The organism is Motiliproteus coralliicola, from assembly GCF_003345655.1.
GTDB lineage: Bacteria > Pseudomonadota > Gammaproteobacteria > Pseudomonadales > Balneatricaceae > Motiliproteus > Motiliproteus coralliicola.
Genome location: NZ_QQOH01000003.1, coordinates 1 through 15,626 on the forward strand (window position 1 = coordinate 1; position 15,626 = coordinate 15,626).

Annotated in this window: 14 protein-coding genes; 8 read left to right on the plus strand and 6 right to left on the minus strand. The window is 54.5% G+C overall.

Annotation, left to right across the window (positions count from 1 at the left end; translation table 11 throughout):
* Nucleotides 1-778 precede the first annotated feature (778 nt).
* From DV711_RS10755 to DV711_RS10775, 5 genes are all read right to left on the minus strand, one after another.
* Nucleotides 779-1,390 (minus strand): cupin domain-containing protein, encoded by a 612-nt coding sequence (locus DV711_RS10755; RefSeq protein WP_114695715.1) that lies wholly within the window; start codon nucleotides 1,388-1,390, stop codon nucleotides 779-781.
* Between the two features lie 136 nt (nucleotides 1,391-1,526).
* Nucleotides 1,527-2,054, minus strand: a complete 528-nt coding sequence (locus tag DV711_RS10760; protein WP_114695716.1) for a glycine cleavage system transcriptional repressor — start codon at nucleotides 2,052-2,054, stop codon at nucleotides 1,527-1,529.
* 76 nt (nucleotides 2,055-2,130) lie between these two features.
* Nucleotides 2,131-2,601 (minus strand): GlcG/HbpS family heme-binding protein, encoded by a 471-nt coding sequence (locus DV711_RS10765; RefSeq protein ID WP_114695717.1) that lies wholly within the window; start codon nucleotides 2,599-2,601, stop codon nucleotides 2,131-2,133.
* Nucleotides 2,602-2,616: 15 nt separating this feature from the next.
* Nucleotides 2,617-3,762: a pyridoxal-phosphate-dependent aminotransferase family protein gene (locus DV711_RS10770; RefSeq protein ID WP_114695718.1), complete on the minus strand. Its 1,146-nt coding sequence runs from the start codon at nucleotides 3,760-3,762 to the stop codon at nucleotides 2,617-2,619.
* Between the two features lie 179 nt (nucleotides 3,763-3,941).
* Entirely contained in the window at nucleotides 3,942-6,380 is a 2,439-nt protein-coding gene (locus tag DV711_RS10775) for a GcvT family protein (RefSeq protein ID WP_114695719.1), read from the minus strand.
* 303 nt (nucleotides 6,381-6,683) lie between these two features.
* On the opposite strand from DV711_RS10775, the gene DV711_RS10780 reads away from it, so the two are divergent.
* From DV711_RS10780 to DV711_RS10795, 4 genes are all read left to right on the plus strand, one after another.
* Nucleotides 6,684-7,595: a LysR substrate-binding domain-containing protein gene (locus DV711_RS10780; protein WP_114695720.1), complete on the plus strand. Its 912-nt coding sequence runs from the start codon at nucleotides 6,684-6,686 to the stop codon at nucleotides 7,593-7,595.
* Nucleotides 7,592-8,500, plus strand: a complete 909-nt coding sequence (locus DV711_RS10785; protein ID WP_114695721.1) for a LysR substrate-binding domain-containing protein — start codon at nucleotides 7,592-7,594, stop codon at nucleotides 8,498-8,500. The genes DV711_RS10780 and DV711_RS10785 overlap by 4 nt, the downstream gene beginning before the upstream one ends.
* Before the next feature lie 609 nt (nucleotides 8,501-9,109).
* The gene (locus DV711_RS10790) at nucleotides 9,110-10,180 is read left to right on the plus strand and encodes an alpha/beta hydrolase (RefSeq protein ID WP_114695722.1); all 1,071 of its coding nucleotides are present in this window, start codon (nucleotides 9,110-9,112) and stop codon (nucleotides 10,178-10,180) included.
* A gap of 13 nt (nucleotides 10,181-10,193) precedes the next feature.
* Nucleotides 10,194-11,354 carry a hypothetical protein gene (locus DV711_RS10795; protein WP_133297443.1) on the plus strand — a complete coding sequence of 387 codons (1,161 nt, stop codon included), beginning with the start codon at nucleotides 10,194-10,196 and terminating at the stop codon, nucleotides 11,352-11,354.
* 265 nt (nucleotides 11,355-11,619) lie between these two features.
* Here the strand turns inward: DV711_RS10795 and DV711_RS10800 are convergent, their stop codons facing one another.
* A complete protein-coding gene (locus DV711_RS10800) occupies nucleotides 11,620-11,970 on the minus strand; it encodes an ABC transporter permease (protein WP_207802618.1) in 351 nt (116 codons plus the stop codon).
* A gap of 243 nt (nucleotides 11,971-12,213) precedes the next feature.
* On the opposite strand from DV711_RS10800, the gene DV711_RS10805 reads away from it, so the two are divergent.
* The 4 genes from DV711_RS10805 to DV711_RS10820 all read left to right on the plus strand — a co-directional run bounded on the left by DV711_RS10805 (nucleotide 12,214) and on the right by DV711_RS10820 (nucleotide 15,615).
* Entirely contained in the window at nucleotides 12,214-13,071 is an 858-nt protein-coding gene (locus DV711_RS10805; RefSeq protein ID WP_114695724.1) for a 6-carboxytetrahydropterin synthase, read from the plus strand.
* Between the two features lie 693 nt (nucleotides 13,072-13,764).
* On the plus strand, nucleotides 13,765-14,535 hold the full coding sequence (locus DV711_RS19485) for a serine hydrolase (protein WP_165840086.1): 771 nt from the start codon (nucleotides 13,765-13,767) through the stop codon (nucleotides 14,533-14,535).
* 107 nt (nucleotides 14,536-14,642) lie between these two features.
* Entirely contained in the window at nucleotides 14,643-15,233 is a 591-nt protein-coding gene (locus DV711_RS10815; RefSeq protein WP_114695726.1) for a cytochrome b/b6 domain-containing protein, read from the plus strand.
* Nucleotides 15,226-15,615, plus strand: a complete 390-nt coding sequence (locus DV711_RS10820; RefSeq protein ID WP_114695727.1) for a DUF1924 domain-containing protein — start codon at nucleotides 15,226-15,228, stop codon at nucleotides 15,613-15,615. The genes DV711_RS10815 and DV711_RS10820 overlap by 8 nt, the downstream gene beginning before the upstream one ends.
* The last annotated feature ends 11 nt before the right edge of the window (nucleotides 15,616-15,626 follow it).

A 15,626-nucleotide genomic window follows, 5' to 3' on the forward strand; every position in this document is an offset into this window, starting at 1 on the left:
CAACCGGGATCAGGCGGATGCCTGCCGGGGTGAAGATGTCCATTGCGTCCATAAACGCCGAACCCATGATGCCGAAGGCGACGGTAACGTCGTTGGCGACCATAGTTTCGACAAAGGCTTCGCTAGGAGTCATACGTGCCATAACTATTTCCTTCTTATCGTTAGAGTTGATGCCGAATCGGCAGCAACCGTTTATTCAGGATCTCAAAGAGTCCACAAGTTAGGCGGCGCAGCCCCCGGGCCTGAGTGGGAGCCACGCCTGAAACTTTCCGCTAGACCGAAGCGCTTCCGATCCCCGCCCCTGCTCCAGACAGCATCGCACCGCATCGAGCCATCCGCTGATGGGTAGATGTGGCGTACGTGGTGGAGAAAGAAACAGAATCAATAGCGAAAGGAGTGCGCATCTGGGCACAGACATGGCGCTGGGTGCAGGCAAACTCAGTTGAGATACCGATCAGCATGTCGCTACTCCTTTCTTATTCTTTTATCAGAAGCAGTTGATATCAGCCCGGGCAAAAATCAGCGCCCGAACAATCACATCATCGGTCAACCCAGCGACTCGGTGGTGCGGAGTGCTGTGCGGTTAACGTGGGAATAGAATATTTCGACAGCGTGGGAGCGAGTAGGACCAGTTACCAACGGGCGATTAAGCCAACGGCGATTTGATGTGCAAAAAAGGCTAACTAGCGGATTTTATTGACAATGGTACAAGACAGCCGACGCAGAGACCGGCCCTGCGTCGAATCGGAACACTCGGTTGGGAATACGAGGGTCAACCTTAATAGGGATCGGCCAGCACCCAAACAACTTCGGTTTCCTGGCTCGAAGGATTGCTGACCAGGTGGGGTTCATCGCCGCTGATGGTAAAGCTATCGCCGGCTTGGAGCAGAAACTTCTGTTCACCGATGGTCAGCTCCAGGCTGCCGGACTTCACATAACCGGCCTCTTCACCCTTGCGCTGGCGTGGCTCCTTACCGCCACTGGCACCCGGCTCGAAGGTGGTCATGATCATCTGCAGCTGGCCGCTCAGTCGCGGTGACAACAACTCTTCACGAATTCCCATACCGGAATAGTTCAAGGTCCGGCGAGAACCGCGGCGGACCACGTAGTTCTGCTCGATACTCGGCTCATCATCACTGCCGTGGAAGAACCAGCTGATCTGCACCCCCAGCGCGGTACTGATCGACTGCAGCACCGGAATCGGCAGCGCCGACACGCCCCGCTCAACCTGACTCAGGTAACCGACCGACTTATTGACCTTGCCCGACAATTCAACCAGCGAGATCCGCTTCGATTTCCGCAGATCACGAATCTGGCGCCCAATGCGCAGGTTATCGGGATCCAGTGCCGTTTCCGTTTGGCCGGTGCTTTTCTTGGCTGGGCTGCCCATAGTGCAAGTTACCGCTGATCAATAGGTTGGGAATCTGCGGATTCTACCACAAGCCTGCTCTGAAGCATCATTGAGGTGAAATCTGGCAATCAAATTTCATCACTGCCTTTCACCTCAACATCGCACTTCAAGCCGATCAGCCGGCTTCGGCGATCTCAACGATCAGATTTGGCGCCAGGGTTTCCAACCGGCTCTGCAAGGTATCCAGGTCAACCGCCTGGGGCGCCCACAGATCGGCGCTGGCCTTAAAGATCATCTCGGCCGACATCGGCGCGCTGCTAACCGCCGTATCCAGCTGCTCCACATTGATCCCCTCGGCACGCAAGGCGCTCAGGGCCCGACTCAACAGCGCCGGCTCGTCATGACCGATCAACGACAGCGCCAAGGTCACACCCGGCTCGGTTGGCTCGGTACGCTCGCCGTCCAGGCCACTCTCGATCACCACCTTCAGCCCCTGGGTTTCCAGCTGGTTCAGGGTCTCAACCAGCTCATCGCGCAGACGGCTCGCCACCCGAATTTTCAGAATACCGGCAAAGCAGCCCCCCAAGCGGGACATGCTGCTCTGCTCCCAGTTGGCGTCGTAACCGACCAGCGCCTGGGAAACCTGCTCCACCAGACCGGGCTTGTCCGGTCCCACCAAGGTCAAAACCAAAGATTCATTCATACGGATCACTCCTTATCGATGGCGCATCACGGACTCGCCGTGATCCGCCATGGGATTCTTCAAGGTCTTGCCAACCTCAGTTAGCGCTCAATCGGACCGAAGCCGAACTCTCAGGCTGTCCAGCGGCCAGCAGCGTCGCCAGCGCATCGACGCCGGCCTGGGCCACCAGCTCATCCTGATCCGGGGTACCGGAACTGCAGCCAACGCCACCAACAACCTGACCATCGACAAACAGCGGCAGGCCACCGGGCACGATCGAGAATCGGCCCTGGTTGCTGGTATTGATTCCGAATGCCGGCTTACCCGGCACGCTGACCTCGCCATAAGCGCGGGTCGATTTGCGCGCCGCCGAGGCGGTGAAGGACTTGCCGATCGAGATATCGATGCTGGTCACCCGGCCGTTATCCATCCGCTTGAACAGGATCAGGTGGCCACCGTCGTCGGTGATGGCGATATCCATATCCACCTCGATCTCCTCGGCCTTACGAATACAGGCCTGCATGATGATCTCGGCATCCGACAGCGTCAGTTTGGGCATCATCTTCATGGGAATTCCTCCGACTCAGATATGCTTGTAGTCGAGCAGAATTCGGTTCAGCGCCCGGCCGAAAGTGGCGGCAGCGCAATCCACATCGTGCAGCTTATCCAGTCCAAACAGGCCGATCCGGAAGGTTTGGAAACCCTCGGGCTCGTCGCACTGCAGCGGTACACCGGCAGCGATCTGAACCCCACGCACGGCAAATTTGGAACCATTGGAAATACCACTGTCGCTGGTGTAGCTGACCACCACACCCGGCGCCTGGAAGCCCTCGGCCGCGACGCTGGCAAAGCCGTTCTGCACCAGCAGCTCGCGCACTTTCTCGCCCAATTCCAGCTGACGCTTACGCACCGTTTCGAAGCCGAACTGCTCGGTCTCCTTCATCACCTGATAGAACTTCGCCAACCCGTCGGTGGGCATGGTGGCGTGGTAGGCGTGGCCACCCTGCTCGTAGGTTTCCATGATCTGCAGCCACTTTTTCAGATCGCAGGCAAAGCTGCTGCTCTGGGTGTTGTCGATGCGATCACGGGCCAGCGGACTGAGCATCACCAGTGCACAACAGGGTGAGCCGCTCCAGCCTTTTTGCGGTGCGCTGAGCAGCACGTCGACCCCAGTCGCTTCCATATCGACCCAGATGGTGCCCGAGGCGATACAGTCGAGTACGAACATGCCGCCCACCTCGTGGACCGCATCGGCCACCGCGCGCAGGTAGTCATCGGGCAGCATCATGCCCGAGGCAGTTTCCACGTGGGGCGCGAAGACCAGTGACGGCTTCTCTTCGCGGATCTTGGCCACTACCTCGTCGATCGGTGCCGGTGCAAAGGGCGCGTTAACGGACGAATCGGTCTGACGGGCTTTCAGTACGGTATGGGATTGGGGGATCTTGCCGGCGTCGAAGATCTGGCTCCAACGGAAGCTGAACCAACCGTTGCGGATCACCAGACAATGCTTGTCGGTGGCGAACTGGCGCGCCACGGCCTCCATCCCGAAGGTTCCGCTGCCCGGAACGACCGCTACGGAGTGGGCGTTATAGACCGACTTCAGTGTGGTTGAGATTCCCTTCATCACATCCTGGAAGGCAACCGACATATGGTTGAGGGAACGATCCGTGTAGACCACGGAGTACTCAAGCAATCCTTTATTATCTGCAGAGCATGAATCTTTAGGCATGATTTGCACCTCAGTGAAATTTATATTTATTTTTTCATTAATCTAAGGATTATCCGTTCGAATAGCAAGCCGCTATCGAACAAATTTTCGCCAGCAAAATTACAGCGTTTATAGGGAAAAAAGGCCCGGGCGAGGCCGGGCCAACCGAGTACGGAGCTACTCAGATTTGGGGTAACTAATTAGTTATTGGATTTCAGGCGTTCACCCTTGGCGTCGTAGACACAGCCTTTGGTGACCTTGACCGGATAGGTCTTGCCCAGCACCTTCACACTCAATTCGGACTGCGCTTGCGCAGCCAGGGCTTCCACGTCGACATAGGCCAGCGCCAGGCTCTTCTGGACCCGGTGGCCGTAGCCGCCGGAGGCAACCTGACCGACCAGCTTATCGCCCTGGTAGACCGGCTCCATATGGATCGCATCGACGTCGGTGGAGTCGACCTCCAACAGCACCATTTTCTGCTTCACGCCGTCCTGCTTCTGCTGCTTCAGCGCATCGCGCCCTTCAAACTCGCCCTTGTCGAGCTTGGCAAAGAAGCCGAGGTTGCTTTCCAGCAGGGTGAACTCGTGGGTCAGGTCGTGGCCCCACATCGGGTAGCCCTTTTCCAGTCGCATCGAATCCAGCGCCCGCATGCCGAAATCGCTGATGCTGTAAGCCTGACCGGCCTCCATCAGGGCATCGTAGAGCGCCAGCTGATGCTCGATCGGGTGATGCAGTTCCCAGCCCAGTTCACCGACGAAGTTCATCCGCAGAGCCCGCAGCTTGATGCCGGCAACGCTGATCTCCTGGCCGCTAAACCAGGGGAAGCCGTCGTTGCTCAGATCCGCATCGGTCAACTGGCTCAGCACCTTGCGGGCCTGGGGCCCGGCCAGTACCAGCGTGCCCCACTGTTGGGTGGTGTTGGTCAGCTTGACCGAATCATCCTTCGGCAACCGTTGGGTCAGCCAATCCTCGATCATCAGCTCGGCCACCGCCGGCGCCATCAGGTAGTAGTCGCCACTCTCTAGCCGGGTGACGGAGAACTCCCAGGCCACCCCGCCGTCTTGGGTCAACGGATGCGCCAGCGCCACGCCGCCCGCCTCCAGCGGAATCCGATTCGGGGAGATCGATTCCAGGTAGGCGTGGGCGCCGGGGCCGGACACCTCAAACTTGGTGAACGGCGACAGATCCAGCACCCCGACGTTGTTCTGCACATTCAGACATTCGGCCGCCACCGGCTCGAACCAGTTGCCGCGACGGAAGCTGTGACGCTCCTTGGGCTCCATCCCTTCCGGCGCAAACCAGGCCGGACGTTCCCAGCCAAAGTAAGCACCGAAGACGGCATTCTTATCGGCGTGGCGCTCATAGACCGGGGCTTTCTTCTGACCGCGAACCGCCGGACGCATCGCGTACTCGTGGGGGAAGCCGAGCTGGTATTCGTTGGCGTAAACCTCGGTGCCCTTGGCGACACAGAAATCGTTGTCGGCGTAGTCACCGAAACGGCGCGGATCGAGTTCCCACAGATCCAACTCAGGATGACCGTTGACGATCCACTGGGCCATAAAGTGTCCCGCACCGCCGCCCTGGACGATGCCGAAGTTAAAGCCGGTACAGACAAAGTAGTTCTCATAGCCGTGGACCGGACCGATCAGCGGATGGCCGTCCGGGGTATAGGTGATCGGGCCGTTGACCACTGTCTTGATGCCGGCCTGAGTCAGGATATCGACCTGCTCCATCGCGGTGCACATGATCTCCTCGATCCGATCCAGATCCGGTTGCAGCAGCTCCTGACCGAACGCCTTCGGCACCCCGTCGGTCGCCCAGGGAATCCCTCCCTTCTCGTACGGACCGAGGATCATACCCTTGCCTTCCTGGCGCAGGTAATAAGACACGTCCGGATCACGCAGCATCGGCACCATAGTGTCGCGCTCTTCCAACGCCGGGATATTGTCGGTGACGACGAACTGGTGCTCCATCGAGTTCATCGGCAAACGGTGGCCGATCATCTCGGCGATCTCGTTGGCACGGAAACCACCAGCGTTGACGATAATACGGGCATCGATCACCCCTTTGGCGGTGGTCACCTTCCAACGTCTATCCGGCGTCTGCTCCACCGCCGAGACCGGGTTATTACGGACAATGGTCGCGCCACCGGCGCGGGCACCGGCGGCCATCGCGTTGGTCACACTGGTGGGGTCGATATGACCATCGGCCGGGTCCCAGAGGCCACCCAACAGACCAGTGGTATCGAGGAACGGGTACAGCTCTTTCAGACGATCGTTATCGATCATCTCCAGCTCCAGGCCGGCCAGTTCGGACATCGCCACAACGCGCTCGAACTCGTCCATTCGATCCTGGGTATGGGCCAGACGTACCGCACCGGTCATATGGTGATCCACCGGCTGGCCGGTCTCCTCCTGCAGCCGGGCGTACAGCGCGATACTGTACTGCTGCAGCTTCATCACGTTGTAGCTGTTGCTGAAGTGCGGCAGGTTGCCCGCGGCGTGCCAGGTTGATCCCGAGGTCAGCTCCAACTTCTCCGTCAGCATCACATCGCTCCACCCCATCTTGGTTAGGTGGTAGAGGGTACTGACGCCTGCAATGCCGCCACCGATGATCAATACGTCTGTTTTGGTTTTCATTATTCTTATCCTGTGCAATCACTGAAGAACGAACCGCAGGGGAGGAAGGCCCACCGGGTACCTGTTGAATAGCGATGATTCGATGGTAGGGAGATGTTCGGATCGCAACAAACGATAAATTATCGACAAAACAATAAGCACAGCTTATGCAAATATCGTATGCTCAGTGACAGGCTAACAATCAAACTTCAGATCGATGGAATCAGCAGAAGCGAAGATCGACTAAAAATAGCGACAGATAAGCGCTTCTAAGCGAAAGTTCGGCCCGGTTCCAACCGACACCAACGGCGCAGAGAGATCCCGATGGATAAACTGTTGACCAGCAACATCCAGCTAAACTGGCTGCGGACCTTCGAAGCGGTGGGTCGCCAACTGAGCTTTACCCACGCCGGTCGTGAGCTGAACATGAGCCAATCGGCGGTCAGTCAGCAGGTGCAGCTGCTCGAACACCATCTAGACCAGCAGCTGTTTCGCCGTGCCAACCGCACCATCCAGCTGACCGATGCCGGTCGCGCCTTCCTGCCGCTGGTGCAGGAGGCGATGCGCCAGCTCAACAGCGGTGCGGCGCAGATATTCTCGCCGCTAAACAAGGCGGTGGTCGAGGTCAACGTCAACACCGCCTTCGGGGTGCTCTGGCTGGCACCACGACTGCAACGCTTCCACGCCATTTACCCGCAGATCTCGATCCGCCAGCTGGGAACCAACTGGGCCACCGACTTTGATATCTCCACCGCCGAGCTGGAGATCCGCTTCGGACCCGGCAACTGGACCGGCTTCGACGCCCACACCCTGGTCACCCCGCGCCTGCGTCCCTACTGCTCGATCGCCAACGCCAAGCGGATTCGCCAACCGGCCGATCTGGAGGGCTTTGCGCTGCTGGACGTGCTGGGTACCCCGCAGGGTTGGGACCGCTGGCTCGAGAGCCATCAGCTGGATTCACTCAAAGCCCAACCGCGTCAGTATATGGACAGCTACGCCACCGCCGCGTCGATGGCCGCCAACGGCTTCGGCGTCTGCCTGCTCTATGAAGACCTGATGCAGGAGGGGATGCTGTCGAAACAGCTCAGCTCGCCGCTGCGTCAGGGTATCGACTCCGATGCCAGCTACTATCTGTGCTACCAGAGTGACAAGGCGCTCTCCGCCGCTGCCGGTATCTTCAAAGACTGGCTGCTGATGGAAGCAGGGATCAAGCCAGCGGCAGGATCAACGCAATGAAACGACATATCCCTGCATTACGCGCACTCCGGGCCTTCGAGGCCACCGCCCGCCACCTCAGCTTCCAGCAGGCGGCCCAGGAACTGAACGTGACCCACTCGGCCATCAGTCACCAGATCAAAAAGCTGGAGGAGGAGCTGGGCAAACCGCTATTTGACCGACTCGGACGCAGTATCGCCCTGACCGACGAGGGCCAACGCTACTTCACCCATATCCACGCCGCACTGGCGCAGATTGAGGCCAGCACCCAATCGATCTTCGGCGAGCCGGATCAGGGTGAGCTGACCGTGCAGGTCTATCTGGGAATCGCCTCCCGCTGGCTGGTGCAGCGGCTGGGACAGTTTCGCCAGCAGTACCCCCGCATCCGAATCGAGCTGCACAGCTCCTTCTCCGGCTGGGACTTTGAGCCCTACGCCGCTGACCTCGGCGTCACCTACTGCGAGCGCCCCGAAACCGGCCTGAGTTATCAGAAACTGTTCAAGGGCACCCTGATCCCGGTCTGCAGCCCGTCGCTGTTCGCCGAGGGGGAAACCCCGACGCTGGAAAGCCTGAGCCAAAAGCCGTTTCTGCGAATCACCGAATCGCCCCGCAACCTCGCCACCTGGCTGCGAGCCCAGGGACTGCAAGAGGAACAGCTAGAGATCGCCAGCGAGCACGACAACCACCAACTGGCGCTGGAAGCGGCCATCGCCGGTGAAGGCGTCGCCATCGTCCATTCGTTCTTCGCCTGCGGCGATCTGGCCAACAACAACCTGATCATCCCGATCGATCGTCCGGTACCGGAAATCGGCGCCTGGTACCTGGTTCAACCCAAGCGCAACCTGTCGGACTCCAAGATCAATCTGTTCGGCAACTGGTTCCGTAGCCAGCTGGATGCGGATCCTTACCTGCAGCGGAGTTTGTGACGGCCGATCGTTTCAGCTTGTAACCTAACGGTTATTCGCAACCTGCTGAAGACAGTTTTCGGAACCAAGCGGTCATTCGGAAAGATTGTGGTTAGCAGGGCAGCACTTGGGCAGAAGAGGACACGAATGCAAAGCTAAACGGTGCGCATTAGCGCGTCCTTACTTGAGCGCCTTTTTTGCTGCTTGTGTGGTCAAGTAAATGCCTTGGCTTCAGGCCGTCAGGAGTGCTCTTCTGAGAATTACTTCATGCGCATAGGTGGTTGTCACACTTGAGAGTTGAATTCGTTACTCACTGCTTCAGCAGTTGAGTGGCTTTTTTTTGGCGTTCAATTCATGTTCGTCTATATTTTAGTCAATGCATGATTTTGCTACCGCTTCATTCATTACTTTTATTTACTGAGTAGAGACACGGATTATGTCTGCAAATACTATCAGTATCTTGTCTAAAAATTATTTCCTTCCTATCAACCCATCAACAGCGCCTCAGGTAAAATTAGAGTCGCCCCTATAGCTCTTATCGGTAATTTCCAAGACTCTCTGCACTAGTATTGTCAAACCGACAGACACGCCGTATTGCGGAACAAGAATAACCATAAAAAGGATAAGGATATGTCTAAGCCAGTTGTTCTTCTAGTTCACGGCATGGGAACTCATCAACCCGGCAACATGACCAAAGAATTTACAAAAGGAGTGAACGAAGCAGCAGTCTTTCTTGGTTTAAACTCTTTTGATATATCAGAAAAAGTTGATCTGAAAGAATACAACTACTCAGAAAAACTTGACGACATACGAAAAAAAGCAGCCGATCACCAAGGTTCAATCAGTGAGTACCTTCAGTTCATTTCGGGAGGCGGATTGGGGAGCATTGCTTCCAAATTATCATCCATGGAGGCAAAGTTCGGCAATGACGAGTTTCTGTACACTCATTGGTTGGACGTTTTCTATTATGGGCTCACCTATCACAATGAGGAGATACGTGCAGAATGGGCGGAAGAGTTAAATAAGCTGATCCTTTTTTGTCACAAGAATGGCAGGAAACTGCATGTTGTTGGCCATAGCCTAGGAACCGCCATTGTACATGACGCTCTGGCAAAGCTATATCGAGAGGAAGTTGATTTTGGTGACACCCTGCATCTTTCAGCTAAATCAGAACGATTTGAAAGCCTATGGATGGTCGCCAATGTGTCCCGCCTACTATTCATATTGACTCGCTTTACGGATCCTAATCACTCCATCGTGCACGATAGTAATCCCGATATGCTTGGATGTAGCAATTATTTTTACAACGTCGGAAATAAATTTGATCCGTTTCTGTTAGTAAAGCGTTACAAGCGAGATATCGAAAACGGAAGGCATATCTGTTTTGGCGAAGTTCGTAAACGAGATGACGATTTAAAAGTTAACCCACATGATCTTACTGAATATATGGCGTGCCCAGATATTACAAGACTATTCCTATATCGAACGTTAGGATATAAATTTAGCATCACAGTTCAAGACGAAGCCCGTAAGAAATATCGAGCGACAACCATTCAAGGAAATCTCTCAGAAGCTGAAGAAAAAATAAGCCAATTTGTTAATGATTTAGGAGATATACAACCCAACAACATCAGCACCGTAATTAATTCTTTCGAAGCGGCTAAAAAAGCAATCAAAGAAGTCCGTTCGTTAGCTGATTAATCAAGGATGAATGATGATGAAGAATATATTTTCCTGTGTACTAATCTCGCTGCTACTAATAAGCCATTCTAATGCTGGCGAACTGTCTTCAACACGGTTAGACATCAAGTGTGACATGTCAGAGATGGATGGCTTAGAAAAAGCAAAATACTTTAAATCCCTTCAAGAAAAATCAAAACACTTTGCTCTTCAAACCTGTAAAAATATGCTGGCTAACCCGTACGAATCAATCATCAACGATACCAAGTACTTACTTAAAGGCACTGATTCCCTTGTAGGAGCCGATGGGAAACAATTTTCCTATAGCGCATCGTTATTTGAGGAGTGGATAAAGGCCTTTGACCCTGACATCTTTGGTGGCATGAGGAATATCGCTTACGACTTTGCCAATTATGTTCCTCCCAATCGCGATATTGTCGGAGGGTTTAAAGGTCTAACCGTACGCACCAATGATGATTGCGCAAATGGAGAGGTACCGACGTGTTCACTGTCCTTGGAATACCGTTCAAATGCAGCGGTTAATGACTACAGGTTTTTCACTGGAACAGCATTAAGCAACCAACAATCAGCTGCTTGTAAACGCATGGGCTTTTCAAACTGTATTGAAGCCCTGCATGATCTTAGAAAAGCCATAGATCCCTACCGCTACTTTGTAGTAGCCGCCCATACTAAGTCGGTCATAAATTCGCTTAGCATTCTCAATAAGAAATGGGATGAATTCTCAGATAATTCCCGGCACCAAACGTTTGTAGATAAATGGTTAACTACGGAAATCTACCACGATCAGTTCAACGGTAGAGATTGGGCTACGCCTCCCAAGTACCAGTATTTTCTGCTACATCCTGGAATTGTTGTTGACCACTTCAGCGCAGCAAGCAGCGGCGAACAAACGGAGCTAGGTTTGTCAGTTGAGTGGGTCGGCATCAATAAATGGGACGGTAAAATACCTCTAGGCATTTCGATCACGTCCATCTACTCAGATCGTAGTTCTGGAAAACAAGTAGGACATGGGGTGATGCTCCATGTAGACAATGACTATAGTTTTGGAATCGTAGACCGAGGAGATGGAGACACAAGTGTCTTCGTGAACCTTAACTTTTTCAAATGGTTCGGCGAAAAGCAGGACAAGTACGGCGCATTCAAAGAGAAGCTAGGAAAGTTCCGCGGCAATTAGATCTAGTTAGTAAGCCACTGTATAAGCAAGGCTTATATCGTCCTGTTTTCACTTTTGTGCAAAAATAGCCCCTCAAAGATCAAGTGTTTTGCCGCAACAGCAAAGCTAGCAACGCAAAGTTGAGCGCCGGCTTCTACCCTAAGAGTTGCTGCTCAACATAGCAGCCCCAGAATACAAATCATCAACACAAAAAACCCCGGCATGATCCGGGGTTTTGTTTTGAACTAGGAGCGGAAGCTAAATCAGGCTTTCCCCTTCCAGGGAATCAACTTTGCTTCAGTTTGCGCATCAGGATATCGATGCCGTAGCCGATCGCACCAACGATGATCACCCCCAGCACCACGATATCGGTGGACAGGAATTTACTCGCCACCATGATCATGTAGCCGACCCCGGATTCCGCTGCGACCAGCTCCGCCGCCACCACGGTACCCCAGCAGCCTCCCATCGCGACCCGCATCCCGGTGAAGATCTCCGGCAACGAGTTGGGCAGGATCACATGCTGCAGGATCTGGCGCTTGCTGGCGCCCAGCGAATAAGCCGCATAGATCTTGTTGAGCTTGACGCTACCGACCCCAGCCTGGGCGAGGATCAACACGCCAGAGTCGATACTCATACGAGTACCTCATTAGTTTTAAGTATTTACCTAATCAAACACTAAGCGATTCGGATATAGCTTGTTCTTAGAGGAGCTAATAACCCCGTGCACTTCCAACCATCACCAGCATCAAGTTTCTGCAGCCTGATAAATGTTATGTTGTAACATATGCACCGCTAACGCATTTCTGTTCCAACATGACAGACGAGTTCGTTGGCAACCAACTCCACCCAGATACACAGGCAACTTCCGAAGTAACCCATGGCTAGATTATTTGTAAATAACTTAACGGTAATGGATTTCTCTTTCCTCGACGTTGAACGAGGGCTGGTCGGTGAGTCTTGGATCGTCGATGTTGAACTGATTGGCGACCTCGATGACCAGGGAATGGTGTTTGATTTCGGTGATGTTAAGAAGCAGATCAAGCGGTTTTTCGATGCTCAGGCCGATCACCGTTTATTGGTACCTGTACGCTCGCCAGGCTGCCGCATCCAGGAAGACAACGACAGGCTATCGGTGGAGTTTCCACTCAACTCGGGCGCGATCGTCTCCCACCAATCCCCTCCTGATACGGTGCTATTGGTCGACAGCCAGGCTATCGTTCCCGATCAGATTGCCCAGCAGTTGCAGCGCCAACTGAAAACGCTGCTACCGGGTAATGTGAGCAACCTGTTTATCGGTCTTCGTCCTGAAAAAATCGACGGCCCTTATTATCACTACACCCATGGCTTGCAGCAGCACTTGGGGCAGTGTCAACGGATTGCCCACGGCCACCGTTCTCGCATCGAGATCTACATCGATGATGAGCGGAGTCAACAGCTGGAGCAACACTGGGCGAGTCGCTTAGCGGATAGTTACATCGCGACAAAAAGCCATGTGGTTGAAGAGCTTGACTGCAACGGCATCCCACACACGCGTTTGGCCTATACGGCCCAGCAGGGGGAGTTTGCCGTCAGCGTGCCTAGTTCCCAGGTGCTGCTTATCCCCTACGTCAGCACGGTTGAGAACATCGCCCGCTACCTGGCAGAAACTATCGCTCAGCAGCAATCGGGACAGGTTACCGTTAGGGCTTTCGAAGGCGTAGAAAAAGGAGCTGTTGCTGAGGCCGGCAGTGACTAACTGGCGTTAGGATACTGTGTATCCAAAGTTAAACGCCGATATGGCTCCAGCAACGCGCTGACCGAGAGTTATGCTAGAGAGCTATAATACGGGGCAGGTTTAAGTAATTATGATCTTACCCTCGGATACGAGTAACCGCCCAGGAATCAGCTGTACCACAAGGTTTTGCCGATGATGTATCGCCTCGCCAGACTATTCGTAACCCTGCTCGCCTTACAGACCACTGCCGTAATTGCCTCCCCCTCTTCGACTTCCGCCCTCCTCTATGACGTCTCCTACGTATGGAGCAACAACACGGCAGCTGTGCGGACGTATTACGACAAGGTGGCCCGCGTGCTCGGCCCTGCGGTGGCCAAAGATTTACGAATCGTGGTCGTGGATGGTCTGCATGGCGTGATTTACCTGCGCAACGGTGACAGCTCCGGTGCGGTACGGGTCGCACGGGCCCATAGCAGACTACTGAACAAGGCGGGATTGGATACGGCGGCACCGGTGATCTCAAAAGACTGGGTTCTGGCTAAGGCCGATCGCCACTTAACGCCTTCAAAGCAACGCCAAAAACCAAGCAAAGCACCAACACTCCAACCCGTGCTCGCGAACCCCTCGGCAGCTTCAAGCAGCACAGTCGCAAAGCCTAGCGCTAGCGTTCAAACAACGAAAACGGCCCACCATGTCCGCGATCTGGAGGCCGCAGTGGAAGCCTATATCAAGGAGCTTCGACGCAAGGGTCGGATCAGTGCGGATGAGCGTACCGGCTGGTCGGTGTTCGATTTCACCACCGGTGAAAAGCTGGTCACCATCAACGAGGAAGCTCAATTCCAGGCCGCCAGCCTGATCAAACCCTTTATCGCAGCGGCCTTCTTTCACCGAGTTAAACAGCAAGATCTTTTCTATGGGCCCAAAAGCCGACGCCATATGGAGCGGATGATCCACCACTCGGACAACCCCTCCACCAACTGGGTGATGCGGCAGGTCGGCGGTCCCCAGGCGGTCCAGCGGATTCTCAAACAGCATTATCCCGGCATCTTTCGCACCACCAGCATCGTTGAATACATTCCGGCGGGTGGAAAGACCTACCGCAACAAGGCCTCCATCCGTGACTACAGCCGCTTTCTCTACGCCCTGTGGGAAGACAACATCGTCGGCGCCCGGGAGATCAAGCGGCTGATGTCCTTGCCCGGCACAGACCGAATCTACACCGGCGCCAGGGCCGTACCCGTCGGTACCCAGGTTCTGAACAAGACCGGCAGCACCGCCCGACTCTGCGCCGATATGGGGATCTTGAATGTGCAGGGACCGGATGGAAAACGCTATCCCTACACTCTGATCGGCATCATCGAGAAGCAGGAGAACGCCAGTAACTACACCAGCTGGATACGCTCGCGCTCCAAAGTGATAAGGGACGTATCCAACATCGTCTATCAGGGCATTGCCCAACGGCATGATTTCGACAATCTGCTTTGATTCGATTCGGTCACTTATAAGTCACATACACGTTGCTCATAAAAAATTTAAGCTTGGTTTAATCCCCCCCTTATTAGGCTGTTCTCAGACAACTGAGGAGCACAGCCATGATCTTCCAACAACGCCATTCACCGACCGTCAAAGTGTGGGATCCCTATGTACGGATTTTTCATTGGTCATTGGTGTTTTTCTTTACTCTGGCCTTCGTTACCGAAGATGACTGGCTAAGGTTACACACCTTTGCGGGATATACCGTGACCGGGCTGGTTATCTTTCGTGTCTGCTGGGGGCTGATCGGTAGCCGCTATGCTCGGTTCAGTCATTTCCTCTATCGCCCCAGCCGCATTGCTGCTTATCTGAGATCGTTATTGACCAGACATCCGAAGCACTACCTGGGACACAACCCGGCTGGTGGGGCCATGATCCTGCTGATGTTGCTGATGCTTTCCCTGACCGCCTTCACCGGCATGGCCACGTTAGCCACCGAGGGACTTGGGCCGTTGGCAGGAACGTTTTTCGCTTTCTGGTCCGAGGATCTGCTGGAGGAAAGCCATGAACTATTCGCCAATGCCATGTTGTTGTTGGTGTTCCTCCATATTGCCGGGGTGTTGGTTAGTAGTCTCTTGCATCGCGAGAACCTGATCTTGGCCATGCTAACCGGTCGTAAGAAAAACCTTGAAGGAGAAACCCATGAGTAAGCCCGTACTGTTCGCTCTACTCAACGCCTGGTGGCTGACGTTCACGCCCATCAGTCATGCATCGCCTATCCATGGGTTGCTGGATGCCTATCGCAACCAAGGGGCTGAAGCGTTCTCTGCCAAGCGGGGTGAGCAACTGTGGCTGACTCAGCGCGACGGACGGCGTTGTGGTAGTTGCCACACTGACGACCCTAAGGCACCGGGCAAACACCAGAAAACCGGCAAAGCGATTAAACCCCTGGCTCCCTCGGTAAATGCTGAGCGGCTAACCAGTGAAAAAACGATCAAGAAGTGGCTTAAGCGCAACTGCAAATGGACCCTGAGACGCGAATGTACGGCTCAAGAGAAAGGTGATTTTTTAACTTGGCTACTAAGCCGATAGAGGAGGCATCA

Bases quoted from the DNA above. Each gene is read 5' to 3' on its own strand.
- DV711_RS10790 (WP_114695722.1), top strand. From the start codon at position 9,110: ATGTCTAAGCCAGTTGTTCTTCTAGTTCACGGCATGGGAACTCATCAA.
- DV711_RS10765 (WP_114695717.1), bottom strand. From the start codon at position 2,601: ATGAAGATGATGCCCAAACTGACGCTGTCGGATGCCGAGATCATCATG.
- DV711_RS10775 (WP_114695719.1), bottom strand. From the start codon at position 6,380: ATGAAAACCAAAACAGACGTATTGATCATCGGTGGCGGCATTGCAGGC.
- DV711_RS10785 (WP_114695721.1), top strand. From the start codon at position 7,592: ATGAAACGACATATCCCTGCATTACGCGCACTCCGGGCCTTCGAGGCC.
- DV711_RS10800 (WP_207802618.1), bottom strand. From the start codon at position 11,970: ATGAGTATCGACTCTGGCGTGTTGATCCTCGCCCAGGCTGGGGTCGGT.
- DV711_RS10795 (WP_133297443.1), top strand. From the start codon at position 10,194: ATGATGAAGAATATATTTTCCTGTGTACTAATCTCGCTGCTACTAATA.
- DV711_RS10755 (WP_114695715.1), bottom strand. From the start codon at position 1,390: ATGGGCAGCCCAGCCAAGAAAAGCACCGGCCAAACGGAAACGGCACTG.
- DV711_RS10805 (WP_114695724.1), top strand. From the start codon at position 12,214: ATGGCTAGATTATTTGTAAATAACTTAACGGTAATGGATTTCTCTTTC.
- DV711_RS10760 (WP_114695716.1), bottom strand. From the start codon at position 2,054: ATGAATGAATCTTTGGTTTTGACCTTGGTGGGACCGGACAAGCCCGGT.
- DV711_RS10780 (WP_114695720.1), top strand. From the start codon at position 6,684: ATGGATAAACTGTTGACCAGCAACATCCAGCTAAACTGGCTGCGGACC.
- DV711_RS10820 (WP_114695727.1), top strand. From the start codon at position 15,226: ATGAGTAAGCCCGTACTGTTCGCTCTACTCAACGCCTGGTGGCTGACG.
- DV711_RS10770 (WP_114695718.1), bottom strand. From the start codon at position 3,762: ATGCCTAAAGATTCATGCTCTGCAGATAATAAAGGATTGCTTGAGTAC.
- DV711_RS10815 (WP_114695726.1), top strand. From the start codon at position 14,643: ATGATCTTCCAACAACGCCATTCACCGACCGTCAAAGTGTGGGATCCC.